Raw genomic sequence first — 23,872 nt, forward strand, 5'->3', positions numbered from 1 at the left:
GGGTGGGGCGTCAAAGAGGGGGGGTGCGCACGGCCATCGCGTATAGGGCGGTCGTTGCACCGGTGTCGGCATGATGGACACGTGGACACTCTCGACGTCGTTGCGGCGGTCATCAGCGATCGCGGCCGTATTCTCGCCTGCCGTCGGCGGGCGGACAAGGCGGCGGGCGGGCTCTGGGAATTTCCCGGCGGCAAGAGAGAACCTGGCGAAACGGCTGAAGGCGCCCTCGCGAGGGAGATCCGCGAGGAGCTGAGCGTGGAGATCGAGGTCGGCCCCAAGCTGACGTCAGACGAAACGGAGGTCGGCGCTCTCACCATTCGGTTGCACTGCTTCCGAGCCGTGGTTCGTGGCCCACGCCCCACGGAGAGCACCGACCACGACCAACTCCTCTGGCTCCTTCCGAGCGAACTCCCCGGACTGGAGTGGGCCCACCCCGATCTGCCGGCCGTTCGGCTTCTTTCCTCTACGGATCGATGAGGTCGAAGCCCTCGTCAGACCTGAACGCTGTGATGATCGAGAGGCTGCGGATGAGATCCAGCATGTCCTCTTCCGGGCGACCGGGAAGCAGGATGACGGGGACTGCCGCGTAGCCCTCGCGCTGCGCAAGATGGGCATAGTCGAGCACCTGCCCGATGGCCATGCGGACGAAGGACCGGGCGGTCGACTTCTTGGCTTCGACAATCCAGCCGCTCGATCGGACGTAGAGGTCCGGCTCGACCCGTGAGCTGCCGACCGGGAGCGTCAGACGACTGGGCGGCGTGCCGTTCTCGGTCAGCCAGAGCCCAAAGTCGGACTGCAGCTCGAACTCGATTCGGGAGACGACCCGGTCATCGAGAGGGCTGACATCCGCACCCGCGATGACGATGTCGGAGTGCTCGGGAGGCGTCCAGTCGCCGAGCGAGGCGGCGGACTCCTGTGTGCCACCGTAGGTCGGCAGCCGAGTGATGTCCGCCGCAAGCGGCAGGAGAGTGAAGATGATGCCGCGTCGCTGCGTCCCTTCGGTGTCCGGGATGATCTCCCACCGGTAGGTCGGAGTCCCTGTCGTGAAGGCACCGATGTAGGTCACGCTCGTTCCCTGCACCGTGAAGAGTCGAAGCACCCGCCCATCCTGTGCCGCGTCCCGGAGAGCCCTGTTGCCGCGAAGAAAAACCTGGTCACCGACCTGCCCTTCTCCCGTGTAGGAGTAGGACCCGTCCTCGCGAAGTCCCTCGAACCGGTCGTAGCCGTATCGAGCTCCCTTCGCCGGATCGGTGAAGATGAAGATTTCACGGAGCGCTCGCGGCGTCACGATTCCCTGCTGCTGCTGCCCTCCGTATGCGCGGTGAATATCACGTCGGAGGACCTGGTCGCCCACTTCCAAGGTGAACCGACGCTCGGTGGTGTCTCGTCGAAGCAGACGGGAGCGGACAGCCTCCGCCTGCGCTTCGGTCAGATCCCACCGAGATTCCTCAGCCGGAAGAGTTCCGTAGGAGGAGCGGAGGAGGCTTCGGATTCGACGCTGAGAAACGCCCAGTTCAAGTGAGAGTGTGGCGGGAGTAACGGGAGGCATCTCGCGAGACTAGGAATGCTCGGAGCACGTTCTGTCGAGATGTACTCGTGTTAGCGACAGAGTTACTCATATTGCCTAAGTGCTGAACTTTGTGCCGCATGTATCCCAGAAGAGAGGTCACAGAAGAGACCATTACTCACTATCGCAGAGTTGAACGACGCTATTGCGGTCACGCCTGCCGCTGTTGCGGCGTCGGGACGACCCTCCATCAGAGGAAAGAGGTTCTCCCCCTCAATACCCGCACCCCGCCAGCACCGCCTCCGACGCCGCCCGGTCCCGCGCATCGATCCCGAGCCCGTAGTCGCTGAGCACCGCCACGAACTGCTCCACGTACCCGCAACGCAGCTCCGCGGCCGGTGGCAGCCACTCCCCCGGGCCGGCGTCGCTCTTCGCGCGGTTGGTCTGCTCGGACGCGGCGACGAGGTTCGCGGGGTCGTTCGCGAAGGCGAGGCGCTGGTCGTCCGTCCACGACCAGGCGCCGTGGTGCCACGCCCAGCCGAGGGCGACGACGTGGTCGATCTGCACGAGGCGGGAGGTGTCGGTCCCGGAGACGAAGGCGACCGAGGCGCCGTCGTAGGGGTCGATCAGGGTGCCGGTGAGGACCTTGCAGTCGCGGGTGCCGGGCTTGAACACGGGGGCGAGCAGGTCGCGGCCGAGGACGTCGTTGCGGGTGTCGCAGCCGTTGCGGTCGACGTCCGACCACGCCTGTCCGAAGAGGTCGCGGTCGTAAGGGACGGCGGCGGGGCCTTCGACCGAGGGGAGAGCGGCCAGCGTCGCGAGGGACGGAGCGGACGGCTCCGTTTCCGGAGCCAACGGCTCCGTTTCCGGAGCGGACGGCTCCGTTTCCGGAGCGGACGGCTCCGTTTCCGGAGCGGACGGCTCGACGTCCGCCGAGGGGCTGCTCGGCGCGGGAGCAGCGGGACTGCTCGACGCCGCAGAAGCACCGGCCGAGGAGGACACCACCTCCGGTCCGCCTCCTCCCGCCGTGTCCGACAGCGCGACGGCGGCGACGGCGAGCGCCGCAGCTCCCAGCAGAGCGAGGATCGCACCGGCCCGTCGACGAGGGCGCCGGCGCACGGGGAACGTAAGCCAGTGGCGCATGATCGACCCTCCTGCGATGAGACCCGCGATGCGGTCGACGCGACGCGCCTCCTCAGTATGCGGAGTGGCCCGCTCCGGGCTCGACGGTCGGGCGGAGGGTCGGGAACAGGGGGCGGCCGCGCGGAGCGACAGCGTCGACGGCCGGGATCGAGCCTCCCGGAGGCCACCTCGTCGCGCCCGCGTCGTCGACCCGCGCCTGCTTGACTGCTCCCATGGAGATCTTCATCGGAGTGGTCGGCCTGCTCGGCGGGCTGGTCATCGCCGGGCTCGCGGTCGTCGCGGTGGTCATCGGACGGCGGCGGGCGGTGCCGGCGTCGCTGGTCGACGTCGAGGTGCGGCTGACGCACGCCGGGGACGACTGGTGGCGGGTGGGCGCGCGGGTGCGCAACTCCGGCCGGTCGCTCGTGCCGGTGACGAGCTACAGCGACGGGCGGCCGATCTCGGTCGATCTCGGCGGGGCCGTGTCGGCGGAGTGGTACGGTTCGGCTCCCCGGTCGGACGCGTGGCGGATCGATCCGGCGGTCGGGCTCCTGCTTGGACCCGTCGCGCTGGAGCGCGGGGCCGACCTGGGGGCGACGATCGTCGTGCGCGGGCGGCCGCAGGTGCGGATCGACGCGCCGCTGCGCTACGTGCCGGTGCGCGAGAACGTGATCGAGTCGCAGACGCCGGACGCCGCTCCGGTCTGGGGCGTGTCCGAGGCCGCGGCCGCTCCGGCAGCAGCGCCGTCGTCGGCTCCTCCTGCGCCGATCCGTCCGCGTCAGCAGCGTCCGATGGACGCCGAACCGTCGCGTCCCGAGCGTGAGAGCGTCCTCCGCGGCGGATTCGGGGTGTGGGCGGCCATGATCGCGGGGGGCGCAGGAGCCGTCGGCGTCGCGATCGGGATCGCCCTCGAGCTGGCCGGCGTCGAGGCGTCGGGGCTGGGCGGCGCGGGCATCATCCTGATCGCGGCCGGCTTCCTCGGCCTGGTCGGCACTCTCGTGATCCGGCTGCTGCGCCGCTGGCTCGAGCCGCCGGCCCTCTGGCGGACGCCGGCGCAGCGCCTCCGCCGCCCCGGGACGATCACCGTCCTCATTCTGAGCTACGCCGGGCTGGCGCTGTTCTGCACCGAGTTCGCGGCGCAGTCGGTGACCGGCGACACGACCTGGGTGGCCGGTGTCGCCGTGCTGATGCTGATCGCCGCACTGATCGGCATGGGACTCGTCGGGTTCCTCCGCCTGGTGGTCCTGCTCGGCGTGCGCCGCGCCTCCCGGGAGACCCCGTGACCCGAGAGGTCGTCGTCGTCGGAGCCGGCCTGGTCGGAGCGGCGACGGCCCGCGCCCTCACCGAGCGCGGTGATCGCGTGGTGCTCGTCGAGCAGTTCGAGCGGGGTCACGACCGCGGCTCGTCCCACGGCGAGACGCGCATCTTCCGCCGCGGCTACCTCGAGGACGACTACCGCGCCCTCACCGGACGGGTCGGGCGCGCCTGGGCACGGCTCGAAGCCGAGACCGGCCGCCGCCTGCTGCACCCGGTCGGCGCGATCGACCACGGCGACCCCGCCGTCCTGGCCGCCGTCGAGGCTGTCCTCCTGCGCGACGGGACCCCCGTGGTGCGGATCGAAGCGGACGAGGCATAGCGGCGCTGGCCGGGACTCCGCTTCGAGACCGACGTCCTGCTGCACCCCGAGGGCGGACGCCTCGACGCGGCGGCCGCGATCGACGCGATGCTCGACTCCGCCCTCGGACGCGGCGCCGTCCTCCGGACGCGGACGCGGGTGCTGGGCATCGAGGAGCGCGCGACGACGTGCGCGTGCTGACCACCGACGGCGCTCTCGACGCGGACGCGGTCGTCGTGGCCGGTGGATCCTGGACGCCGCCGCTCGTGGAGGGTCTCGTCCGCGCGGCCGGTCGACGCCTCCCTCCGCTGCGCGTCACGCAGGAGCAGCCCGCGCACTTCGCGACCGACCTGCCCCTCGACTCGTGGCCGAGCTTCGCCCACCACCGCGCCGGCCTGCCGGTCGTCTACGGGCTCGCGACGCCCGGAGTCGGGGTGAAGGTGGGCGAGCACAGCACCGGTGTCGTCGTCGATCCGGACGAGCGCACCTTCGAGCCCGAGCCCGGAGCGCTCGCCCGCCTCGTCGGCTACGTCGCGGAGTGGATCCCGGGCGTGGACGCGGCGAGCGCCGCTCCGATCAGCTGCCTCTACGACAGCACGCCCGACGAGGACTTCGTGATCGACCGCGTGGGCCGCGTGACTCTGGCGACCGGGTTCTCGGGGCACGGCTTCACGTTCGGACCGGTCCTGGGCGAGCTGCTCGCGGACCTCGTCGCCGGCGGGGCGGCGCGGGAGCGGTTCCAGCTGCTGCCGGCCTGAGGGGCGGGTGCGTCCGGAGGAGCGGCTTCCGACCGGGGAGGAGCGGGTGGATTCCGACGCAGCAGCGTCTGCTCAGCGGCCTGCGGGGCCTGTCCCGCGCTGCTCGCGGCCGTCCGGGTCGAGGAGGACGGCGTCGTCCCAGCCGCTCGCCGCCTCCGTCGTACGGATCTTCGCCGGCGGGCGCCGCGCGACCGCGACGACGATCAGCGCCCCCAGCATCACCAGGGCGGCGGTCTGGAGCGGCGGTGCGACCATCGCGAGCGCCTGCCGCACGTAGAGCTCCGGCGGGACCGTGATCGAGTCGCCCTGGTACTGGTTCGGCAGCAGGAGGACCACGACCGGGAGCGCGAGCACTGCGGCCCAGAGGACGACGGTGACCGCGATGGCGGCGGCCCAGAGCAGGCGGACCCGCGTCATCGGCCGGGAGCCCTCAGCAGCGGCACCACGACCGCCAGGCCGAGCGCGATCAGGCCGACGGTGAGGAACGGTCCGATCGCGTTGTCGCTGAGCACGCGGAGGTACTGCTCGGGCCCGAAGGCGCTCTGCGACGGCGAGTAGTCGTACCAGCTGTGGGAGCTGTTCCAGAGGGCGAGGAGTCCGACGAGGACGCTCACGGCGCCGACGACCGCCAGGGCTCCGGCGATGCGGCGAGTGGAGACAGCGGGGCGGGGGTCGGCGTCGGTCGCGTCGCGACGGTCACCGGAGTCGGGTGCCGCGTCGCCGGGAGCGGAGTCGGGTTCGGTGGGGAGCGGGACGGTCGGCTCGGTCGGGAATGGGACTGTCGGCTCCGCGGGTCGGGGCGCGGTCGGCTCCGCGGGTGTCGGGACGGCCCGCACCGCCGCTCTCGCGCGCTCCGGAGTTGTCCGTCGGCCGGAGACTCGGGAGCCCGTCGGACCGCCGACCGACCACGCTTCCTCGTGCTCGGGAGCGGACGCGCCGCCTCTCCGGCCGGCCGATCGCCCGGTGCCCGCGGCCCCGCCCGACAGGAACGGGGAGCGGAGGCGCTCCTCGCCGCTGCCACGCCGCTCGGCGCCGCGTCCGTCGTAGCCGCGCTGGAAGCCCGCGTGGTAGCGCGGGTCGGTGCCGCCCTCGCCCGTTCCGCCGCTCTCGCGTGGGGAGCCGTCCGCTCCGGTTCTCCGCGCCATGCCGTCCCCCGCTTCGTGCAGTCGGGCCATCATGTCGCACCTCGCCCGTTGCGGGGAGGTGCCGGGCGGAGCTCGGGGTTCGGTCGGCGGAGGCGGGGGTTCACCGCCCGGCCGCGGTGGTGCGGGACGGGAGGCTGACGATCCCCGCTCCGACCAGCAGCAGGCCGATCGTCACCGCCGTCAGCGCCGGCCAGCCACCGGCTCCGACGGCCAGGCCGAGGAGCCAGCCGCCGGCGGCCGAGCCCGCGTAGAAGGCGATCGTGTAGACCGCACCGGCGTGCCCTCGGAGTGCCGGAGCCGCCCGCGCTCCCGTCCAGGCGGCGCCGGTCGCGTGCAGGGCGAAGAAGCCGGCCGTGAAGACGAGGAGTCCGGCGATCACCACGGCGACGTTCTCGGCGAGCATCACCAGCAGTCCGACGATCATCAGGGCGACGCCGATCCGCATGACGAGGCGGGGACCGATCCGCGGCCCCCATCTCCCCGCGAGCCGGGAGGAGACGGTTCCCGCGAGGTAGGCGGCGAAGAGGAGGGAGACGAGCGCGGGCGCCAGCGCGAACGGCGGCGCCTCGAGCCGGAACGCCAGGTAGTTGTAGACCGCGACGAACACGCCGACCGCGAGGAACGTCTGCAGCGCGATCGCGACGAGCATCGGATCGCGGAGCACCTGCGCCGTCTTCCCTCGCCAGCCGCCGGGGGCCGCCTCGCGCGCGCCGCCGCCCCGGGGCGCGAGCACCGCGAAGACGATCGCGGCCGCCGCGCAGACGGCCGTCACGACGAGCAGGGCTCCGCGCCATCCGAGCGCCGCCGCGAGCGGTCCGGCGAGCAGGCGTCCGGCGGCACCGCCGATCGTGGTCCCGGAGACGTACGCCGTCGCGGCGGCCGTCGCTCCGGCGCCTCCGACCCGGTCGTGGATCGCCGCGACGGCGAGGGCCGGGACGGCACCCAGTGCCGCTCCCCCGAGGAAGCGCAGGACGAGGAGGAGCTCGAAGGTCGGGGCGACGCAGGCGAGCAGCGCCAGGACCACGGACGTGAGGACCGCGATCCGCATGGATTCGAGCCGTCCGATGCGCTCGGCCACCGAGGCCCACGGCAGCACCGAGAGCGCCAGTCCGAGGGTCGCGGCCGAGACGGTGAGCGCGGCGTCGGACGGGGCGAGGGCCCACTCCCGCGCGAGCTGCGGGAGGACGCTCTGCACGGCGTAGAGCTCGGCGAAGGTCGCTACTCCGGCGGCGAGGAGGGCGATGGTCAGCCGCCGCTGCGAGAAGGGTGCCGCTGCGCGCATCGGTCGGGTGCGTGCGGCGGTGCTCATGGTTCCGACGGTAGACCGCCTGCGGTTGCATGACTAATGTCCTTTCTCGTACTGTTCATGCGTTCTGGTCATGTCCGGATCTAGGGTGGTGGCGTGTCCGACGACTGGCCCGCGACCCTCCGCCTCCTGCCCCTGCTCGTCGCGGTCGCCCAGACCGGGAGCGTCACGGCGGCGGCCGCCGAGCTCGGGATCCCGCAGCCGACCGCGAGCCGGTCGCTCGCCCGGCTGTCCGCCCTGGTCGGCACTCCCCTGGTCCGCCGGGAGGGCCGCGGGGTGGTGCTGACGGAGGCGGGGACCCGTCTCGCCGAGGCCGCTCAGGACGGCATGTCGGTGATCCGCGCCGGGCTCGCGGAGGTGCGGCAGGCGGGCGACGTGGAGCACGGCCGGATCGACCTCGCCTTCCAGACACTCCTCGGGGAGAGCTTCGTGCCGGATGTGATCCGCCGGTTCCGCCGCCGCTGGCCGCAGGTCGGCTTCGGGCTCCGTCACGGCTCCCGCGCCCTCTGCCTGCGGGCCGTGGCGGAGGGCGAGTCCGAGCTGGCGATCGTCGCGGATCCGCCCGATCTCCCCGGCACCACCACGACGACCCTCTACTCGGAGCCTCTCCTCGCGGTCGTGGACCCCCGTCATCCGCTGGCCTCGCGGCGCTCGGTCACGGTCGAGGACCTCCGCGGCCTCGACCTGATCATGCTGGCGCCCGGCTACGGCCTCCACGAGTCGGCCCGGCGGCTGCTCGCCGTGGACGGCCGCGACCCCGTGCCGGCGTTCGAGGTCGGCGACTACCGCGCCGCCCGGGGACTCGCGGCAGCCGGTCTCGGACTCACGATCCTGCCGCCGAGCCCGTCCTCGGTCGACGACGACGTCCGCGAGATCCCGATCGACGATCCGGGCGCGAGCCGTGAGATCGGTGTGCTCGCCCGCGACACCGGGAACCCGGTCGTCCCCGAGTTCCTGCGGGCCCTGCACGCCGCGGCGGCCGCCCGGCGCCGGTGACCGCTGCTCGGCTCTGCTGTCAAGCACAGGAAGCGGAGGCCCTTCGTGCAGCAAGCTTCGAGAGGATCCCCGCACCGCCAGCGACACCCCCCTCCCCCCGCTCCTGCACCACGTCACCGAGGACGGCCCCGGTCATGATCCTTCTCCGCACCCACGCCAACCGCTGGACCGCGCGCGCCCGCCGCAGCGGCGTCGTCCTCGGCATCATCACCCTGGTCTCCGATCTCCCCCGCCCGGCCTACCGGACGGTCCGCCTCGACCCGACGAGCGGCGAGCGCGTCCTGCTCCGCGACACCGCCGAGCTCGAGGAGGCCTTCGCCGTGCTCCTCGCCGGGCTCGAGCGCTCGCGCATCGCGGCCTCGGCGCCCCCGGCCGAGTCCGCTCCCCCGTGCGCCCCGGTCGACGCGCCCGTCGCGGTCGAGGACGACCTCGAGGAAGCCGCCTGACCCGACGGCGTCCTTGCGGGGAGACCCTCACCGCGCATCAGGCGCCGAGCTCTCCGCCCGCCTCCTTCACACTCGACGTGTCGGATCGACGTGCCGTGACACCTCGACCGGCGGATCCGTCCTCGGCAGGTCCCGCGGACCGATGACCCGTCGGAGCCGGGCCGACCTGCGCGACCGCAGGAGAGCCCGGCGCCAGCGCGGATCGGTGCGGGCTCGGAGGTGGGGGTCGAGCCGGCGGAAGCCTCCAGCGGTCCGCTCCTCGATCAGCACGATCGTCGCGGTCGCGAGGTGCAGTCTCCGGACCGGCTCCCTCTCGGGATGCGGATGTCCGGAGCGCGTGCGGAGCTGCTGCTCCAGCTGCTCCGGGTCGGCGGACCACCAGGTGCTGACACCGACGCGTCCATCGGAGAGAGGGAAGCGCTCGGTGATGCGGTACGGGAGGCCGTGCTCGGTCATGCAGTAGTGCCTTTCGAGGAGAGGGTCCGGGAGCCCGGGCCGCGCTGCAGCGGCCCGGGCTCCGGTTCACGAGGTGCGGGTCGAGCGACGGCGCAGCGCCGTCAGAGCGCCGCCGGCCAGGAGCAGAGCGCCGGCTCCGGCCGCGAGGGGCCCGGCCGCCGCTCCCGTCGAGGCGAGCACCGTCGGCACGAGTCCGACCGGAGGCACCGCCACCTGGGCGCAGCTGGCTCCGCCGTCGTCCGCGCACGGGTGCAGGACGGTCGTCGGATCGAAGCCCTCCGGGACCTCGGTCAGGCGTGCCCGGTTGGGGATGGTCCACGCGTCCACGCCGTCGGCGACCCGTCCGGTCACGGTGAACGTCGTCGACGCTCCCGGGGCCAGAGACAGGTTCTCGACAGTCAGGTCGGACGACGCCGGGCCGCCGTCCCGGGAGATCGTGACGTCGCTCAGGTGCGCGAGCTCCGGGATGTCGGTGAGGGTCACCCCGTCCGCCGGCCTAGCCCCCTCGTTGGCGACCACGATCCGGAACCCGGCACGCCCGCCGTGGTCGACCTGATTCCCGATCGCCGTCTTCTCGATGGAGAGCCTTCCCTCGACGGGCGGCACCGGGATCTCGGCGCAGGACGACGTCGCATCGTCAGCGCAGGCGTTCTCGACCGTCGGCGGGTCGAAGCCCTCGGGCTGGTGGGTGATCGAGACGCGGTTGGGCAGGGTCGCGGCGTCGTACCCGTCGGCGACCCGGCCGCTGACGTGCAGCGACACCTGGCCGCCGGCGGGGATGTCGAGACCCGTGACGGGCTCCGTGGCCGGCTGCGTTCCTCCGGCGCCGTTCTCGATGGTCGCCTCGAGCAGGTGGTCGAGCGTCGGGACGTCGGTCACGGTCACGTCCGTCGCGTCGACCGTTCCGGTGTTCGCCACGACGATGTCGAAGCCCGCCGTGCCGCCGTGCTCGGCGCTCGCCTGGGACGCGGTCTTCCGGATCAGGAGCGACCCCTCGCCGATGTCGTGCGGGACGGTGGCGCAGGGGTTCGCGTCGGTCCCCGTGCCGGACGAGGCGGGAGCGAAGGGCGCATCGGCGAGGCAGGCCGTGTTCGTCAGCGCGCGGTCCCCCTCGCCGGTCACGATCACGTCGAAGGTCAGCTCGGCCGTCGCCCCGACCGGCAGGCTGCCGGCCGCCCAGGAGATGCGGCCCGTCTCTGCATCGATCGTGGCCGTGCCCTGCGAGGCGCGGAGGGAGCCGGAGTCGAGCTCGGCGTCGTCGAGCACGCCCTTGTCGAGGTAGTCGATGACGGCGGCGTCGGAGTAGTCCCCGGTCCCGTCCGAGGTCAGCGTCAGCCGGTAGGGCACGCGGGCGCCGCGGAGCAGCGGAGTGGCGGAGTCGACCGACGAGGTCTTCGCGATGGTCACGTGCGGCGCGAGCGGATCGAGGCGTGCGACCGCGACCGCACCGTCCGAGCCGTAGGCCCAGTCGTCGATCGCCCGCAGGTCGCCGTAGGAGCCGTGCACCGAGTCGTTGGCGTTGGGGATGCGGCCCCGCCCGGAGTCGTCGCCCTCCCAGCGGTGCACCCCGCCGGATGAGTCGGTGCCGCCGTCGCCGGACGTCACCGCGGAGGTGCCGGAGTACCGCTCCGAGTTCGATCCGGCGAGGAGCGAGTCGTCCCAGTGCACCGTCGACGGGTCGTCGCCGCCGCCGGTCGACCTCACGACGGACACGCCGCCGGCGGACGTCTCGGCGTCGACCCGCGTGAAGTGGAACTCGTTCGTGCGGCCGATGGAGGCGCGGAAGGTGACGTCGGGGTCGGTCACGTCGACGGTCCCGCCCTTCGCGTCCCGTCCGTCCCAGTCGACCGAGAAGGGACCGGTCGTCCCCGCGATCCGGGTGAGGTGCACGTCGCGCTCGCCGTCGTAGGAGCCGTCCCCGTCCGCATCGACGTCCACGACGACGGTGCCCGGCTGCGTCCCCAGGACGCCGGTCAGCGTGCCCGCGTCGGAGCCCGCGGACGACCGGCGGAAGGCGAGACCCTCGATCGTCGGCGCACGGTAGGCCGGAGCGATCGACTCCGGCAGGTCGGACGACGGCGGGTCCAGGAAGAGCTTGTAGGTCTGCAGGCCGTCGATCCCGGAGCGTCCGGACGCCTGCACGTACTGCGCCCCGATACCGCTCGCCTCGCTCGACTGCGGCATGGGGACCGAGAGGTAGGACGGATCGGACGACCCGACCTTCACATTGCCCTTGTTCGTGGCCTGGACCGTCGAGGCGACTCCGTCGTAGCCGCGCAGCCCCAGCTCGTAGCGGGCGCCCGTCTCCGTGACGGCGTGGAGCGTGAAGGACGAGCGCCGCTCCTCGGGCGAGGAGTAGGACTCCTTCGCCCCGGACTGGATCGCATAGGAGTCGGACCACACCCGGCCCGCGACCGCCGCGCCCCGCGCGTCCTGGACGCCGATGCTCCAGACGAGGTTCACCGGCGCCGTCACGTCGTCGTCGGACACCCGGATCTGGAAGACGCCGGTCTCGTCCGCCACGAACGAGCCGCCGGCGGACACCGAGGGCGGCGCTCCGGGCGCGAAGTCCTGCTCGTCGAGGACGACTCCGCCCGGAGCCGTCACCCGGGCGGTACCGCCGCCGGTCTCGCCCTCGCCGGCGCCCGAGCCCGCCTGGAGCGGGTGGAGGTCCACCCGGAGCGTCTCGCCCTTCTGGACCCAGGCCGAGACGGTCGTCACTCCGGCGTTCGTCGCGCCTCCCTGCAGGAGGGTGTTCTCGATCGTCGTGTGAGGACCGTCGGCGGCGAGGGCGGGCGGCGGCGCGAGGCCTCCGCCCAGCAGCCCGCTCACGAGCACGCAGCCCGCCGTCGTGCCGACCAGCGCTCGCGCCGTCCGCGCTCGGGGTCGTCCGCGCTCGTCCTGCCCCGACTGTTCCGTTCGACTCATCCGATGTCCTCTCCTCTGCCGACCGAGCGCACTGCGTCGGCGGCGACCGTTCAGCCCCACGGAAGGAGAGTATTGCTCGGTTCGACGTCATCGCGGCCGGTACGGCTGCATCCGTGGAGAACGGCGCGAGATGGGCGCTGTGGAGGAGGAAACGGCGCGCGAGAAGAGCCGAGCGGCGTGCTCGCGACGGGTGATCGCAGAGCCTGCGAGGACTGATCGCGAGCACGGGCGCGGACTGATCGCGGATGCGGGCGGAAGACGGTCGACGTCGTCGACGGCGCGAAGAGGCGTCCTGCGAGGCGGAGAACCGGCTGTTCCCTCGCCCTGCACTCACCGGGAGACCGACGCCGACAGCCACCGGAACGAGCGACCGTTAAAACGAGAACGGCCCGCCGAAGCGGGCCGTTCTGCTCTGTCTCAACCAGAGTGCGCCCGGAGGGATTCGAACCCCCAACCTTCTGATCCGTAGTCAGATGCTCTATCCGTTGAGCTACGGGCGCAGTCCATCGCGTGGGCCAGAGGCGCACGCAACGAGGTACGACTATACATGCCGGGAGCCCCCTCCGCGAATCGGCGGCGGCGGCGCAGACGGCTCCCTCTCGGGACGCCGCCGCAGCCACGAGGACCCAGGCTCCGTCGCGGTGTCCCGGAGCGCCTCGCAGAGCCTCCGACGGGCGGACGCCGCTGCTCCCCCTCACGGCGTACCGTGGGCTCATGGAGGCCGCCGCGATCGAGCTCGTGGGCTTCGTCGTCTCTCCGCTGCACCGCTACGAGGGCCGCCCCGCCGATGGCCCGGTGCCGTCCGAGGGCAACGAGCAGCCCGAGCGGATCGAGATCCGCGCAGGCCTCGGCATCGTCGGCGACCGCTTCTTCGCCCAGCGCGCGCACCGCCCCGCGGCGATCACGCTCTTCGCGGTCGAGACCCTCGAGCACATCGCCGCCGAGCTCGGCGCAGGGCCCTTCGACCCCGCCGACGCCCGCCGCAACATCATCGTCCGCGGCGCCGACGTCGATGCCCTCGCCGGCCGCACGTTCGCGATCGAGCAGGGCGGGGAGCGGATCGAGTTCCAGGGCGGACGACCGGCGAACCCCTGCGCCTGGATGGACGTCGTGCTCGCCCCCGGGGCGTTCCGGGCGATGCGGAGGCGCGGCGGCGTCCGGACCGCCCCCCTGACCAACGGCGTCCTCCACACCGGGCCGGCCCGCCTGATCCTCCACAGGTCGGACGACATGCTGATCTGAGCCCGGCGGCGAGCGCCTAGGCTCGCAGCGACCGACTCCCCCGATCGAAGGAGGCCCCGTGCTCCGCCCGAGCGACCTCCTCCCCACTCTCGCCACGACTCTCCGGCGCGGAGTCCGCGACGTCTTCGCGACCACGCGCTCCCGGGGGCGGGATCCTCACCGCCGCACCCGCAGCACCGACGTCTCGGTCCAGCGCGTGCACCACCGCGACGTCTGGGCGCGGGTGAGCACAGTGGGGCGCGACGGCGAGCGCACGTTCGTCCTCGTGCCGGGGATCGGAGTCGCGGCCACGTACTTCGAGCGCCTCGCGCCCGCGCTCAACGAGTTCGGCCCGGTGCACGCTCTCGACCTGCCGGGCTTCGGCGGCGTGCCGCACCCGATCGACGCGCGGCGCATGGACATCGGCGACTACGCCGAGCTGGTCGGCGCCGTCATCGACGAGCTCGGCCTCGACGATCCCGTCGTCCTCGGCCACTCGATGGGGACGCAGGTGGTGGCCGAGCTCGCCGCGCGCCGTCCGGAGCTGACCACCATCGTCCTGCTCGGACCCGTGATGAACCGGCACGAGCGCCGCCTCCCGACCGCCGCGCTCCGCTTCGCCCAGTCGAGCGTCCGCGAGCCCCTCAAGGTCGCGATCCTCGCCGCGGGCGCCTACCTCCTCTGCGGACCGCGCTGGTTCTCCCGCGTGCTGCCCGAGATGATGCACTACCGGATCGAGGAGACCGTCCCCCGGATCCGCGCGTCCGCCCTCGTCATCCGCGGCGAGTTCGACCGGCTCGTTCCGCGCGAGTGGGCGGAGGAGATCGCCCGGTCGATGCCGCATGCGCGGGCCTGGGAGATCCCCGACGCCTCCCACTCCGTGATGCACGCGCACGCCGAGGAGGTCGCCCGCCTCTGCGTCGAGCACGCCCGTGCACCGCGGCCCGACCGGGACGAGGCCGCCCTCCGCCGCTACCCCGACTCGGAGGTCGATCACGCCGAGGAGGACGCGCCCACCGAGGACCCGATCGGCGCTCTCCGGGGACGCATCACCGAGCTGGCCGGGATCCTCGTGGACGACGACTCCCTCATCGCCGAGGGCAAGACCCTCCACGCCGAGGCGAGCGATCCCGAGGCACTGCACCAGGTCGCTCCGGACCCGGGCGACGGCGAACTCGTCGAGGGCGGCGGACCGAGGAAGGACGGCGAGCAGGACGGCTGACCACCGCAGGCCGCCACCACCCGCACGTCGCGCGGCGTGAGACGCCGAGCGCAGCAAGAGCAGCCCTCTCACCGACGCCACTCGGCGCCCGCCCGTCAGGACTCCGCGCCGACGATCTCCTCGCGGATGCGCCGCAGGTCCTCGGCGAGCGCCCCCAGCAGGATCCAGTGCTGCGGGTGCGGAGTCGCGATCACGAGCGGCGCGGTGAGAGCGGGCAGCTCGTCCGTGATCGCCTCCGGCTCGGGAACGTCGACCGAGGACTGCACGAGGAGCCGCAGATCGTGGGCGGCCCGGTGCAGCTGGACGGCGATGTCGGCGATCGTCGGCTCCCCGACGAGCTCGTCGTCGTAGAGGTCGTGCACGGTCCGCGTCATGCCGCGGACCCGGGTCACGATGCGCCCCAGCCGCGGGACGACGGAGTCGAGGGCCAGCAGCCGGTCGCGGTGGGCGGAGCGGCGCGGGTTGAGGCGGAGGGACTCCTCGCCGGTCGCGATCGCCTCCTCCGCCTTGCTCTGCATGGTCTGCAGCAGCCGGGCGTTGATGAGCAGCTCGTCGAGCCGACGTCGCGGGACGGGGGCCTGGAGGGCGTCGCCGAGGTCGTCGAGGGCGGCGGCGAGCTGAGCGGTGAGGTCTCCGATCGCCCGCTCGGCCGGTGCCAGCACGACCGGAGGGACGATGAGCACGTTGATGACGACTCCCACCGCCGCGCCGAGGAGGGTCTCGAGGATGCGGTCGAGCGCGTAGTTCGGCGTGACCGCGCCCACCGAGAGCACGAGCATCGCGCTGATCGGGATCTGCACCGCGGAGGCGGGGGTCAGGCGCACGGCCCACCCGACGGCGATCGCGGCCACGATCGCGAGGAGAACGATGATGCTCTCGCCGCCGAGCACCGTGCCGATCACTGATCCGACGATCACGCCGATGATGACGCCGACCGAGCGCTCGAGGGCCTTGGAGAACGACTGGTTGATGCTCGGCGCGACGACGAGGAGCGCGGCGATCGCGCCGAAGACGGGCAGCGTCCCCGGGAAGACAACGCCGGCGAGGAGCCAGGTGACGACCGTGGCCGCCGCCGTCTTGACCAGCTGCAGCACCGGCGGCCGCGTCGGCACGGTGAAGCTCGAGGTCAGGCGCATGGGACCACGGTAGCGAGCGCCCGCCGCCTCGCGGTCCCCGCGCGGGTCACCGGCTCGCGGCGGCCTCGACGCTCGCGAGCACCGCGCGGAGCGAGCGCGACGCCTCCGCCCGCAGATCGGCGGGCACCCCCGAGAGCAGCGCCCGCTCGGCGTCGAGCACCTCGGGGAAGGCCCGGTCGACCAGCTCCTCCCCCTCGCGAGTCAGCGTGATGAGCGAGCCGCGCCCGTCCGCCGGGTTCGCGGCCCGCCGCACCAGGCCCCGCCGCTCCAGCGAGTGCACGCGCTTGGTGATCGCGGGAGCGGAGGCGAGGGCGATGGTCCGGAGGGTCGTCGGCGACTGCGGAGCGCCGGCGCGACGCAGCGTGGAGAGCACGTCGAACTCGCCTCGGGTCAGCCCGTGGGCGGCGAGCAGCTCCTCCGTCGCCCGGACGATCAGCGCGGAGGCGCGGATCACCCGCCCGACGACGTCGACGGCGGAGGTGTCGAGTTCGGGCCGCAGCACCGCCCAGCCCGCCCTGATCTCGTCGACCGCGTCGCCCGGCTGGCTTTCAGACTGATTCACACGTAAAGTATATCTGCTTCACCCGTGAAACACTTCTCCGGCCGCCGCCGCTCGGACCCCGATCAGAGGACCCGATGGCCGCCACCCCCGTTCTGCCCCACCCCCGCGAGCTCCTCGCCTTCGGCCCGCACGCCGGCGCCCATCGCGTCGCCCTGCGCGCCGGCGTCTCGATCGCCGTCCCGCTGCTCGTCCTCTGGGCGCTCGGCCGCACCGATCTCGCCCTCTACGCGACCTTCGGCGCCTTCACGGCCCTCTACGGACGCCAGCACACGCACCGGCCGCGCCTGCTGATGCAGCTGTCGGCAGCCGCGTTCCTCGTCACCACCGTGACCCTCGGCACCGTCGTCTCCCTCTCTCCTCACCGCGACTGGCTGATCATCCCCGTCGTGGTCGCCGTGACCGTCGCGGCCGCCTATCTCAGCGACGCCCTGCACTGGCATCCGCCCGGCCCGCTGTTCCCGGTGTTCGCCGTCACGGCGTGCGCGTCCGTCCCGTCCGAGCCCTCGCGGATCCCGCTCGCCGTCGCTCTCGCCGCGGGCTCCGCCGCCTTCTCGCTCGTCGTCGGCCTGAGCGGTCTCGCGCTCCCCCGCGCACGCCGCCTCGCCCCGACGCCGTGGCGCACCTCGTTCCGCGCAGCGGCGGCCCGTCCGGCGACGCGCGCCGCCCTGCTCCGCTTCGGGACCGTCGTCCTGGTGGCGGGCACCGTCCCGACCGCGACGGGCCTGGGCCACCCCTACTGGGCGATGGTCTCCGCCGTCGCAGCCGTCTCAGGAGCGGACGCCGGCGCCCGGCTCGTGCGCGCGGGACACCGGATGCTCGGCACGATCGTCGGAGTGCTGATCGCGGCCGCGCTCCTGGCCCTGCCGCTCTCCCCGCTCGCCGTGATCGTGGTGGTGGTGCTCCTCCAGATGACCGCCGAGCTCGTCGTCGGCCGCAACTACGGCCTGACCCTCGCCTTCGTCACTCCGCTCGCGATCCTCATGGTGGAGCTCGCGCATCCCGTCGACGAGCTCGTGCTGCTGCGCGACCGGGCGCTCGAGACCGCGCTGGGCGTGCTCGTCGGAGTCGTGGCGACGCTCCTGACCCACGCCGCCTCGCAGCGCTCGCGCTCCCGCTCCTAGGCTCAGGAGGATGGACCGCACGATCCCCGCTGTGCTCGCCGAGATCACGGCGGCCGTCGCTGAGGTGCGCGACGTCGCGCGGTCGCAGCAGGACGGCGCGCGGGCCCGCGTCGCGGACCGGCTCGACGAGATGTTCGCCGGAGCGACGACCCGCCGAGAGGTCCGGGCGGCGGCCGCCGACGCGCTCGGGCTCTGGGGCGGGGCGGGCTCCTTCTCGGACGTCGGCTCGGCCGAGGCCGACCACGCGGTCAGGCGCCTGTACCGGGCCCTGCGCGCCGGCGGCTCCTGGCTGCTCCGCGCCGGCTGACCCGCACGTCGCGACCGCCGCACGACGCCGAGAACGACGAAGGCCCCCTGCTTCCGTGGAAGCGGGGGGCCTTCTCGTTGGCGGTACCGGTGGGATTTGAACCCACGGTGGACGCAAGCCCACACATGTTTTCGAGACATGCTCCTTCGGCCGCTCGGACACGGTACCGGGGTCGAGTGTACGCGACGGCCGGAAGTCGCGCCAATCGAGAGGACGGGCCGCCATCAGGCGGGGAGGAGGAAGCCGAGCACACGGTCCCACTCCGGAATCGCGAGCAGGTGGCCGCGGCCGGGCACGACCTCGAGGCGGGAGTCGGGCAGCCGTGCGGCGTACCACTCGGCGTGGCGGCGGCCGACGACCGCGTCCTCGGCGCCGTAGAGGAGGAGCGCGGGCGGCTCGGCGGACTCGACGGCGAAGCCCCACTCCTGCACGCCGTAGCCGATGAGGTCGGCGGCCATGCCGAGGGCGCCCTGGGCGACGGCGCGCTCGAGCATGCGCGAGAGGCGCTCGCGGACGCCGGGGGTCTCGAGCACCGCGGTGTCGGCGTCGCCGGAGCCGAGCATCCCGAGCAGGGCGTCCGGGGCGGGGGTCGGGCCGAAGGCGCCCTCGAGGGTGCGGGTGAGCGAGCGGACGGCCTCGTCGAGCGGGAGGTCGGCCAGGCGGGCGAGCTCGGCGCGGTTCTCGTCGCCGACCCACGGCACGGCGCTGTCGGGAGCGGGCGTGCCGATCACGGCGACGCGCTCCACGAGGCCGGGGTAGTTCGCGGCGAGCGCGAGGGCCACGCGGCCTCCCGCCGACCAGCCGGCGACGCTGACGGAGGCGATGCCGACGGTCGCGAGGTACTCGGCGATGTCGGCGGCGGCCTGCTCGGGGCTGGCTCCGACGCCCGCTCCGGCGGGGTCGAGGTCGGTCAGAAGGGAGGAGGCGCCGTAGCCCGGGCGGTCGAACGAGAGCAGGCGCACCCCGTGGCGCGCGGTCGCCTCCGGGTCGGGGTCGAGGTCCGAGGAGCCGGGAGCGGGATGCGCCAGGACGACGACCCGCTCGGCGCCCTCGGGGCCGGACCAGCTGACTCCGAGCGGGCGGCCGGACTTGAGGACGTGCACTGTCGAGGGCATGTCCCCCAGTCTCCCGCAGACGTCCGACGCCGACGGGGCGGCGCTCGGGGCGGCGTCGTCTTCCGTGGCGCGATCCTCCGCCTCCGCTCCCCCGCGACGACGCTCCTCCATAGACGGCTTCCACGAGACCTCTCCCCCGGCCTGGCGCGCCCCGCTCGCGGCGTCGGTGGTGGACTGTACTGTCGAAGACACGTTCGAACGAGCGGCTGTGTCGGGGGTCCCCCGTAGCGTCGCGCTCGTCCCCCTCCTCCGCCCCGAAAGGACCTCATGGCCTCCTCGAAGACGCGCACCGCCCCTTACCGCTGCTCGGAGTGCGGATGGACGACCGCGAAGTGGGTCGGCCGCTGCGGCGAGTGCCAGCAGTGGGGCTCCGTGATCGAGAGCACCGAGCGCACCGGCCTCGTCCGCGCGGTCGCCGCTGTGGCTCCGGCCGCCGGCCGCATCGCGCGGCCCATCACCGAGATCGAGACCACGTCGGCGGCGCACCGCCCCACCGGCGTGGGCGAGCTCGACCGCGTGCTCGGCGGCGGGATCGTCTCCGGTGCGGTCGTGCTGCTCTCGGGAGAGCCCGGCGTGGGCAAGTCGACCCTCCTGCTCGAGGTCGCGAGCCGCGCCGCGGCCGAGGGCCAGCGGGTCCTCTACGTCAGCGCGGAGGAGTCGGCCGCGCAGGTGCGCATGCGGGCCGAGCGCACCGGCGCGATGCACGACAGCCTCTTCCTCGCGGCCGAGACCGACCTCGCCACCGTGCTCGGCCAGATCGACGAGGTCCGGCCGGACCTGCTCATCGTCGACTCGGTGCAGACGGTCGCGAGCGACACCGTCGACGGCCTGCCCGGCGGTCCCAGCCAGGTCCGCGAGGTCGCCGCGACCCTCATCCGCGTCTGCAAGGAGCGGGCGCTCCCCCTCGTGCTCGTCGGACACGTCACGAAGGACGGCTCCATCGCGGGGCCGCGCCTGCTCGAGCACCTGGTCGACGTGGTCTGCCACTTCGAGGGCGACCGGCAGACGGCGCTGCGCTTCGTCCGCTCGCTCAAGAACCGCTTCGGCCCGACGGACGAGGTCGGCTGCTTCGAGATGACCGCCGAGGGCATCGCCGAGATCCCCGACCCGAGCGGTCTGTTCCTCAGCCGCACCCGCTTCCCCACCCCGGGCATCTGCGTCACGGTCGCGATGGAGGGACGCCGCGCGCTCCCCGTCGAGATCCAGGCGCTCGTGATTGCGAACGACGGCGAGCACCCCCGCCGCGTCACGAACGGAGTCGACGCGTCCCGGGTCGCGATGATCCTCGCGGTCCTCGAGCGGCAGGCGGGCATCCCCCTGCGGCGCTGCGACGTCTACGTGTCGACCGTCGGCGGCGTGAAGCTCATGGAGCCGGCGGCGGACCTGGCGATCGCGGTCGCCATCGCCTCCGCCCACGCCTACACGCCGCTGCGGCCCGGGATCGCCGCGTTCGGCGAGATCAGCCTCTCGGGAGACATCCGGCCCGCCTCAGGAGCGAAGCAGCGCGCCTCCGAAGCGACACGACTCGGGCACTCCTCGCACCTCGACTCCAGCGCCTTCACCCTCTCAAGCGCGATCACCCACGCGCTCGTCCCCGTTCCCGAGCGCATCCGTCCGGAGCGGGTTCCCACGCACTGACGGCCGCGTCCCCGGCACGCTGCACAGGCGCCCGTCCACCGCTCGGAGCCGCGGGTGCCCCCGTCCACCGCATCGTCGAGCATCGACACCGGAGGCGAACACCGGCTCCGTGGGCACTTCCCGACGGCTCCCCGCGACCACCGCACGCGTCCGATCCGCCGCGGCCGCCCGTCGCAGCCTGCCCCTAGACGCCGCCTCCGCCGCCGCCTCCGCCGCCCCCGCCCGAGCTGCCGCCACCGCCCGCGCCGCCGCTCGAGGAGCTCGACGAGGATCCGACGTAGCTCGACGTCGACGACGAGAACGAGGACACGCTGCCGGCGAAGGCCGCCGCGTGGAAGCCGTTCGGTCCGGAGTACCAGACCGGCTCCTCGCCGGTGCGCTCGTAGGCCGACGCGAGCTCCGCCGACCACTCCTTCTCGAGACCGAAGAGCACGGCCCACGGCAGCAGGCGCTCCGTCACCTCGACCACCTCGACCGGTCCGACCGTGCGCCGGTCCGCCCCGCGGGGCGACTGCAGCATCGCGATCCGGTCGGCCTCGGCCAGGCGGATGTACAGCTCGAGCCCGCGCAGATGGTCGCGCAGCTCCGCACCCGCGGCCGTCAGCGGCACCCTCGAGACCAGGATCGTCCCGACGACGGCCGCGACGATCGCGACCAGCATCAGCACGAGCGGGAGCGCTCCGCCGAAGGAGCCGGTCATCAGGAGGATCGCGCCCAGGAAGGCGGCCATGACACCCAGCAGCAGCGGGACGATCACGAGCACGCTGCCGCCGATCGTCCCGGCCTTCTTCAGTCCCGCCTCGGTCACCCGGTTGCCCAGCGCGGTCCGGAACTGTCCGACGGCCTTGCCGAACTCCTTGTCCTTGCCGGAGAGCTCACGCACCGTCCCCGGCGCCCGGCCGAGGGCGATGTCGAGGAACTCGCGGTCGTCGGAGGCGAGGGGCCGCGGGCGTCCCGCGCGTCGCGTCGGCGTCGTCGCGGGGTCGAGCACCCGCACGGCGTACTCCTGCTTCCGCCCCTCCCCCGTCTCCTCGATGCGCACGAGACCGCGGACGGCGGCGTCCAGGAGTCCGGCCGCGGGCGCCTTCGACGTCTTCCGCAGCAGCGCGGCGGAGAGGAACAGCCCCTCCGCGGGCGGGTCGTACTCGGCGACGACGGTCGGGCGGCCGGGAGCGTCGCGGAGCACGGTCCGGCGGCGGTGCACGGCGAGCGCGAGGCCGATCAGGACCGCGGCGAGGCCGCCCAACTGCACCCAGGACCAGCCGGAGGCGAGGTAGCGGTCGTCGCGCGGCGTGAAGGTCCCGGGAGCGAAGCCGATCGCCACGGTCACGTTCTCCCCCGGAGCCAGCGACTCCCCCGCTGCCGTGACGACCGCGCCGTCGCGGCCGATCGGGCAGGGCGTCGTCGAGCCCTCCGGTCCCCGGTAGCAGCTGACGGTCCCCGTCGCGGCGGAGGCCAGCGACCCGGCGAGCTCGACGCGCACGTCGTAGCGGTCGAAGGACTGGCGCCAGCCCGTGCCGTTGACGTCCCAGTAGAACTCGTCCTCGCCGCTGCGCGTGCCGGATCCAGGGAGGGTCGTGTTGTGCTGCGTGTAGGTGAAGACGTAGGTCTGGCTGCCGCTGACGAACTCGTCCGCCGCGCTGGTGACCAGGAGGAAGCCGTCCTCGCGCTCGGAGTCGACCGGCCGCGCCGCCCCGTCGCCGTCGGTGACGGACACCAGGTCGACGTCGGTCGGGTGCCCCTCGTAGTCGAGCGGGATCGCGCGCTGCATGCCGCGGTTCTGCGACGGCGGGAACTCGGCGACGAAGGTCTCGACAGTCGTCAGCGTCGAGCGGCCCTCCTCGTCGCGGTCGAGGCGGAAGTCGGCCGAGTACTCCGAGAACCGGAAGCCGTCCACATCCGCGCGCACGACACCCGCGACGGGCTGCGGAGCCGCCACGGCCTGCGCCGCCGCCCCGCCGACCAGCAGCGGAACCGCGAGGGCCACGGCCGCCGCGCGCCGCGCGACCACCCCCGCCCGGCCGGTCGAGGCGGACAGGATCGTGCCGAGCAGCCCCCACATGCCTGCGATGCTACGCGCCGACGCACGCCCGGCACGTCCCCCGGGCGGACTACTGGAGCAGGAACTGCGTGGGCGAGCCCGAGGGGATGCCGGCGACCGACACCGACAGGTTGTAGGCGGCGCCGCCCGCCTCGACCGCCTCGCGTCCGCCGGAGCAGGTGTCGGCGGAGGAGCGGGTGCGGTCCCACGTCAGCGCGCTGCCCATCACCGAGCGGCCCGCCTGGAGGAGCACCGGCAGATCGGCCGCGCCGGTCTGGCAGTCCGTGGAGGTCCAGATCTGCTCGGAGCCGCTCGTGATCGTGAAGACCTGCTTGCTCGTGCCCGCGTCGATCACGCAGTCGGTGCTCGAGATGTTGGCCAGCGAGAGCGAGAGCTGCGGATCCTCGCCGGGCGCGTAGCTCGTGGCGTCCGTGACCGCGGTGACGGCGACGGAGTCGGCCGAGCAGGCGGGTGCGGCGCCGGGCGTCGCACCGGGCGAGGTGGTCGGGTAGAGCGTCGGCAGCACGACGGTCGGCGTGGGGCTCGACGCGGCGTCGGAGCCGGTCATCCGCGGGAGCAGCGACAGCACCACCGCCAGGCCCGCGACGATGACGACCAGCGCGAGCAGCACTCCGGCGCGGCGTCGCCGGTAGACCCGGGAGGGCAGGCGGCGGGGCGGCGGAGTCACCGGGACAGGCTACGACGTGGCGGCGGTCAGAGCGTCTTCAGCATGCGGGTGTTGCCGAGCGTGTTCGGCTTCACCCGGGCGAGGTCGAGGAACTCGGCGACTCCCTCGTCGGGAGAGCGGAGCAGCTCGGCGTAGACCTCGGGGTCGACGACCTTCTCGCCGATCGGCTCGAAGCCGTGGCGGGCGAAGAAGTCGACCTCGAAGGTGAGGCAGAACAGGCGCTTCAGGCCGAGCTCGCGCGCGTCGTTCTCGAGGCGCTCCAGGATGTGGTGGCCCACGCCCCTCCCGAGCCAGTCGTGCGCGACCGCGAGGGTGCGCACCTCCGCGATGTCGTCCCACATCACATGGAGCGCACCGCAGCCGATCGCCGTCCCGTGGCCGTCCTCGGCGATGCGGAACTCCTGCACGGCGCCGTAGAGCACCACGCGGTCCTTGCCCAGGAGGATGCGCTCGTTCACGAGCGGCTCGCTGAGCTCCTGGATGAAGGGGACATCGCTCGTGCGCGCGCGGCGCACCGGGTACTTCCAATCGGCCATTCGACA

At 73.3% G+C, this 23,872-nt stretch carries 24 protein-coding genes and 2 tRNA genes; 11 read left to right on the top strand and 15 right to left on the bottom strand.

Annotated features, from left to right (window positions below):
• The first annotated feature begins 81 nt into the window (after positions 1-81).
• A complete protein-coding gene (locus tag C5C49_RS03530) occupies positions 82-477 on the top strand; it encodes a (deoxy)nucleoside triphosphate pyrophosphohydrolase (protein WP_104345430.1) in 396 nt (131 codons plus the stop codon).
• Here the strand turns inward: C5C49_RS03530 and C5C49_RS03535 are convergent.
• From C5C49_RS03535 to C5C49_RS16835, 3 genes are all read right to left on the bottom strand, one after another.
• Complete coding sequence (locus C5C49_RS03535) at positions 464-1,354, bottom strand: hypothetical protein (RefSeq protein ID WP_258060464.1); 891 nt, start codon at positions 1,352-1,354, stop codon at positions 464-466. The two genes, C5C49_RS03530 and C5C49_RS03535, sit on opposite strands and share 14 nt — an antisense overlap.
• A gap of 426 nt (positions 1,355-1,780) precedes the next feature.
• The gene (locus tag C5C49_RS03540) at positions 1,781-2,362 is read right to left on the bottom strand and encodes an HNH endonuclease family protein (protein ID WP_258068366.1); all 582 of its coding nucleotides are present in this window, start codon (positions 2,360-2,362) and stop codon (positions 1,781-1,783) included.
• Positions 2,363-2,702: 340 nt separating this feature from the next.
• On the bottom strand, positions 2,703-2,864 hold the full coding sequence (locus C5C49_RS16835; protein ID WP_181131457.1) for a hypothetical protein: 162 nt from the start codon (positions 2,862-2,864) through the stop codon (positions 2,703-2,705).
• Between C5C49_RS16835 and C5C49_RS03545 the strand changes: the two genes are divergently transcribed.
• The 3 genes from C5C49_RS03545 to C5C49_RS17280 all read left to right on the top strand — a co-directional run bounded on the left by C5C49_RS03545 (position 2,863) and on the right by C5C49_RS17280 (position 5,002).
• Complete coding sequence (locus C5C49_RS03545) at positions 2,863-3,912, top strand: hypothetical protein (RefSeq protein ID WP_104345433.1); 1,050 nt, start codon at positions 2,863-2,865, stop codon at positions 3,910-3,912. The genes C5C49_RS16835 and C5C49_RS03545 overlap by 2 nt on opposite strands.
• Positions 3,909-4,265, top strand: coding sequence for an FAD-dependent oxidoreductase (locus C5C49_RS17275; protein ID WP_258068367.1), 357 nt, complete (start codon positions 3,909-3,911; stop codon positions 4,263-4,265). The genes C5C49_RS03545 and C5C49_RS17275 overlap by 4 nt, the downstream gene beginning before the upstream one ends.
• Positions 4,266-4,438: 173 nt before the next feature.
• On the top strand, positions 4,439-5,002 hold the full coding sequence (locus C5C49_RS17280) for an FAD-dependent oxidoreductase (RefSeq protein WP_258068368.1): 564 nt from the start codon (positions 4,439-4,441) through the stop codon (positions 5,000-5,002).
• Between the two features lie 72 nt (positions 5,003-5,074).
• Here the strand turns inward: C5C49_RS17280 and C5C49_RS03555 are convergent, their stop codons facing one another.
• The 3 genes from C5C49_RS03555 to C5C49_RS03565 all read right to left on the bottom strand — a co-directional run bounded on the left by C5C49_RS03555 (position 5,075) and on the right by C5C49_RS03565 (position 7,456).
• The gene (locus C5C49_RS03555) at positions 5,075-5,419 is read right to left on the bottom strand and encodes a hypothetical protein (RefSeq protein ID WP_104309378.1); all 345 of its coding nucleotides are present in this window, start codon (positions 5,417-5,419) and stop codon (positions 5,075-5,077) included.
• Positions 5,416-6,180, bottom strand: coding sequence for a hypothetical protein (locus C5C49_RS03560; protein ID WP_146084832.1), 765 nt, complete (start codon positions 6,178-6,180; stop codon positions 5,416-5,418). Before C5C49_RS03560 ends, C5C49_RS03555 begins: the two co-directional genes overlap by 4 nt.
• A 67-nt stretch (positions 6,181-6,247) precedes the next feature.
• The gene (locus C5C49_RS03565; RefSeq protein WP_104345435.1) at positions 6,248-7,456 is read right to left on the bottom strand and encodes an MFS transporter; all 1,209 of its coding nucleotides are present in this window, start codon (positions 7,454-7,456) and stop codon (positions 6,248-6,250) included.
• Positions 7,457-7,549: 93 nt separating this feature from the next.
• Here C5C49_RS03565 and C5C49_RS03570 point away from each other — a divergent pair, with 93 nt between their 5' ends.
• Both C5C49_RS03570 and C5C49_RS03575 read left to right on the top strand, forming a co-directional pair.
• Entirely contained in the window at positions 7,550-8,449 is a 900-nt protein-coding gene (locus tag C5C49_RS03570) for a LysR family transcriptional regulator (RefSeq protein ID WP_104239291.1), read from the top strand.
• A 134-nt stretch (positions 8,450-8,583) separates the two neighbouring features.
• Positions 8,584-8,895, top strand: coding sequence for a hypothetical protein (locus C5C49_RS03575; protein ID WP_104239290.1), 312 nt, complete (start codon positions 8,584-8,586; stop codon positions 8,893-8,895).
• A 522-nt stretch (positions 8,896-9,417) separates the two neighbouring features.
• Here C5C49_RS03575 and C5C49_RS03585 read toward each other — a convergent pair.
• Together C5C49_RS03585 and C5C49_RS03590 are read right to left on the bottom strand one after the other, a co-directional pair.
• The gene (locus C5C49_RS03585; RefSeq protein WP_104345437.1) at positions 9,418-12,279 is read right to left on the bottom strand and encodes a DUF11 domain-containing protein; all 2,862 of its coding nucleotides are present in this window, start codon (positions 12,277-12,279) and stop codon (positions 9,418-9,420) included.
• 427 nt (positions 12,280-12,706) lie between these two features.
• A tRNA-Arg gene (locus tag C5C49_RS03590) sits at positions 12,707-12,779 on the bottom strand.
• Positions 12,780-12,993: 214 nt separating this feature from the next.
• Here C5C49_RS03590 and C5C49_RS03595 point away from each other — a divergent pair.
• Both C5C49_RS03595 and C5C49_RS03600 read left to right on the top strand, forming a co-directional pair.
• A complete protein-coding gene (locus C5C49_RS03595; protein WP_104248232.1) occupies positions 12,994-13,521 on the top strand; it encodes an MOSC domain-containing protein in 528 nt (175 codons plus the stop codon).
• A 58-nt stretch (positions 13,522-13,579) separates the two neighbouring features.
• On the top strand, positions 13,580-14,722 hold the full coding sequence (locus C5C49_RS03600; RefSeq protein WP_181069075.1) for an alpha/beta fold hydrolase: 1,143 nt from the start codon (positions 13,580-13,582) through the stop codon (positions 14,720-14,722).
• Between the two features lie 95 nt (positions 14,723-14,817).
• Here the strand turns inward: C5C49_RS03600 and C5C49_RS03605 are convergent, their stop codons facing one another.
• Both C5C49_RS03605 and C5C49_RS03610 read right to left on the bottom strand, forming a co-directional pair.
• Positions 14,818-15,858 carry an aromatic acid exporter family protein gene (locus tag C5C49_RS03605; protein ID WP_104225996.1) on the bottom strand — a complete coding sequence of 347 codons (1,041 nt, stop codon included), beginning with the start codon at positions 15,856-15,858 and terminating at the stop codon, positions 14,818-14,820.
• A 46-nt stretch (positions 15,859-15,904) separates the two neighbouring features.
• Positions 15,905-16,420 (bottom strand): MarR family winged helix-turn-helix transcriptional regulator, encoded by a 516-nt coding sequence (locus tag C5C49_RS03610; protein WP_104337356.1) that lies wholly within the window; start codon positions 16,418-16,420, stop codon positions 15,905-15,907.
• 74 nt (positions 16,421-16,494) lie between these two features.
• Between C5C49_RS03610 and C5C49_RS03615 the strand changes: the two genes are divergently transcribed.
• Positions 16,495-17,541 (top strand): FUSC family protein, encoded by a 1,047-nt coding sequence (locus C5C49_RS03615; protein ID WP_104345438.1) that lies wholly within the window; start codon positions 16,495-16,497, stop codon positions 17,539-17,541.
• A 10-nt stretch (positions 17,542-17,551) separates the two neighbouring features.
• Positions 17,552-17,848: a hypothetical protein gene (locus C5C49_RS03620; protein WP_104345439.1), complete on the top strand. Its 297-nt coding sequence runs from the start codon at positions 17,552-17,554 to the stop codon at positions 17,846-17,848.
• A gap of 78 nt (positions 17,849-17,926) precedes the next feature.
• On the opposite strand, the gene C5C49_RS03625 is transcribed toward C5C49_RS03620, so the two are convergent.
• Together C5C49_RS03625 and C5C49_RS03630 are read right to left on the bottom strand one after the other, a co-directional pair.
• Positions 17,927-18,016 (bottom strand) — tRNA-Ser (locus C5C49_RS03625).
• A gap of 56 nt (positions 18,017-18,072) precedes the next feature.
• Entirely contained in the window at positions 18,073-18,963 is an 891-nt protein-coding gene (locus tag C5C49_RS03630; protein ID WP_181135695.1) for an alpha/beta fold hydrolase, read from the bottom strand.
• Between the two features lie 267 nt (positions 18,964-19,230).
• Here C5C49_RS03630 and radA point away from each other — a divergent pair, with 267 nt between their 5' ends.
• Positions 19,231-20,601 (top strand): DNA repair protein RadA, encoded by a 1,371-nt coding sequence (gene radA / locus C5C49_RS03635; RefSeq protein ID WP_104224086.1) that lies wholly within the window; start codon positions 19,231-19,233, stop codon positions 20,599-20,601.
• 184 nt (positions 20,602-20,785) lie between these two features.
• On the opposite strand, the gene C5C49_RS16840 is transcribed toward radA, so the two are convergent.
• Genes C5C49_RS16840 through C5C49_RS03650 form a run of 3 tightly spaced genes read right to left on the bottom strand, consistent with a single transcriptional unit; the run spans position 20,786 to position 23,866 of the window.
• On the bottom strand, positions 20,786-22,663 hold the full coding sequence (locus C5C49_RS16840; protein ID WP_181135696.1) for a DUF2207 domain-containing protein: 1,878 nt from the start codon (positions 22,661-22,663) through the stop codon (positions 20,786-20,788).
• A gap of 49 nt (positions 22,664-22,712) precedes the next feature.
• Positions 22,713-23,330 (bottom strand): hypothetical protein, encoded by a 618-nt coding sequence (locus tag C5C49_RS03645; protein ID WP_104224088.1) that lies wholly within the window; start codon positions 23,328-23,330, stop codon positions 22,713-22,715.
• A gap of 26 nt (positions 23,331-23,356) precedes the next feature.
• Positions 23,357-23,866 (bottom strand): amino-acid N-acetyltransferase, encoded by a 510-nt coding sequence (locus C5C49_RS03650; RefSeq protein WP_104269138.1) that lies wholly within the window; start codon positions 23,864-23,866, stop codon positions 23,357-23,359.
• Between the last annotated feature and the right edge of the window lie 6 nt (positions 23,867-23,872).

The sequence above is a fragment of the Rathayibacter sp. AY1E2 genome (genome assembly GCF_002932325.1).
Classification (GTDB): domain Bacteria; phylum Actinomycetota; class Actinomycetes; order Actinomycetales; family Microbacteriaceae; genus Rathayibacter.